General features: G+C 73.3%; 3 protein-coding genes. 1 reads left to right on the top strand and 2 read right to left on the bottom strand.

Features of this window, described 5'->3' with window-relative positions; genetic code table 11:
* Nucleotides 1–486: hypothetical protein (locus AB0C29_RS47110; RefSeq protein WP_360834728.1), on the top strand; the 486-nt coding region annotated here is incomplete at its 5' end.
* A 78-nt stretch (nucleotides 487–564) separates the two neighbouring features.
* Here the strand turns inward: AB0C29_RS47110 and AB0C29_RS47115 are convergent.
* Both AB0C29_RS47115 and mug read right to left on the bottom strand, forming a co-directional pair.
* Complete coding sequence (locus AB0C29_RS47115; protein WP_360834730.1) at nucleotides 565–1,113, bottom strand: SET domain-containing protein-lysine N-methyltransferase; 549 nt, start codon at nucleotides 1,111–1,113, stop codon at nucleotides 565–567.
* Nucleotides 1,110–1,679: a G/U mismatch-specific DNA glycosylase gene (gene mug, locus AB0C29_RS47120; RefSeq protein WP_360834732.1), complete on the bottom strand. Its 570-nt coding sequence runs from the start codon at nucleotides 1,677–1,679 to the stop codon at nucleotides 1,110–1,112. The genes AB0C29_RS47115 and mug overlap by 4 nt, the downstream gene beginning before the upstream one ends.
* Nucleotide 1,680: the final 1 nt, after the last annotated feature.

Below are 1,680 nucleotides of genomic sequence, written 5' to 3' on the forward strand. Positions count from 1 at the left end.
AGCACCTCGACCCGGCCCCCGGCCCCGGCCGAGAAGCCGGCGACCAGCGAGAAGCCGTCGACCGGTCAGGGCGGTCAGGCTGACGACACCGACTGGGCCAAGGTCGCCTTCGGGGCGCTCGGCTGCAAGCGCCACGCCGACCTGCCGAAGCGGGCCGAGGTGCAGCACGTCGACCACTCCGACCTCACCGGCGACGGCCGGCAGGACACGATCGTCGCGGCGTCCTGCCCGACGACCACCTCGACCAACGCGGTGCGCGTCTTCGTCTTCGGCGCGGACTCCAGCACCGGGCCGCTGCTGACCATCGGCAAGGACTCGTACCTGCGGACGGCCGACCTGCGGACGAAGGGACGCTCGCTGACCGTCGAGTCCGAGGCGCTCAGCGACGACGCCCCGCTGTGCTGCCCCGACCTGCGGATCACCCAGAGCTGGAAGTGGACCGGCTCGGCCTTCACGCGTACCGCGTTCAAGAGCACGACGCTCTGAATGCAACTAATCCGGGCTCAGCTCCGTCTTGGAGGGTGGGGCCTGGGAAGCGGCCCTCGGATGCCGCCGGAGGTCAGGTCAGTGCCCCCGCTGACCTGGCTTTCGGCCGGAGCCGTCCGGCAGCGCGGCGATCCGGGCGAGCAGCATCGGGATCCAGTGCTCGCCATAGCGCGCCCGCAGGTCCGCGCGGCGCCAGTCGTCGCCGGTGACCGTGCCGCGGCACAAGGATGTGCCGCAACGGCAGGCCATCGTGTACGCGGGCTCCGCCGTACTGGTGGCGTAGTCGTTGGTCAGCTCCTCGCCCGGCGCGATCGGGCGCCGGGTGGCCAGCTCGTACGGGCCCACCCACCACAGGTTCGGGTCGCAGCTGTGGTTGCCGTAGCCGTTGGGGCGGCGGGGCGGCAGGACCAGGTGCTCGGTCTCGCTCACGGTGATCGTGTCGACGTACGGCTGCTCCGGGTCGGCGATGAGCCGGCGCAGTTCCGCCCACGACACCAACCGCCCGCCCAGACGCGAGACGACTACACCTGCCGGGTACGCCTGCCGGGCGAACAGCCCCCGCCCCTCGATCGCCGAATCCCGCACCTCAATGCCGGGATCCAACCAGCAGTCGGCCTCGGGGGTCACCGCTCCGCCGCCTCCCGCAGCTCCGCGTACGCCGCCGCCAGCGTGTCGACCGTGTAGTGCGCGTTCAGGCCGCTCGGATTCGGCAGCACCCACACCGGCACCCCGCCGACGGTCTCGTCCTGCGGCCCGATCCGCGCTCTGGGCCGGCCGAACGCCGCCCGGTACGCGGTCACGCCCAGCACGGCGAGATACCGCGGCTGCCAGGTGCGCACCAGCTTGTCCAGCAGCCGGCCGCCGTCGACGAACTCGGCCGGGGTGAGCTCGTCGGCGCGGGCGGTCGCCCGGGCGACGACGTTGGTGATGCCCAGGCCGAGCTCCGGCAGCTTCCACTGCTCGGACGGATGCAGCAGCACCGGGGTGAAGCCGGCGCGGTGCAGCGCGGGCCAGAACCGGTTGCCCGGGCGCGCGAAGTGGTGCCCGGTGGCGGCCGAGTACAGGCTCGGGTTGATCCCGGAGAACAGCACCCGCAGCCCGGGCCCGACCAGGTCGGCGAGCGTGCGGGTCCCGGCGGCGGCGACCTCTTCGGCCGTCGGCGGCCGGAACGCGGGCGGCGGCACGGCGGACAGC

Source organism: Actinoplanes sp. NPDC048791 (assembly GCF_040650095.1).
In the GTDB taxonomy this organism is placed as follows: domain Bacteria; phylum Actinomycetota; class Actinomycetes; order Mycobacteriales; family Micromonosporaceae; genus Actinoplanes.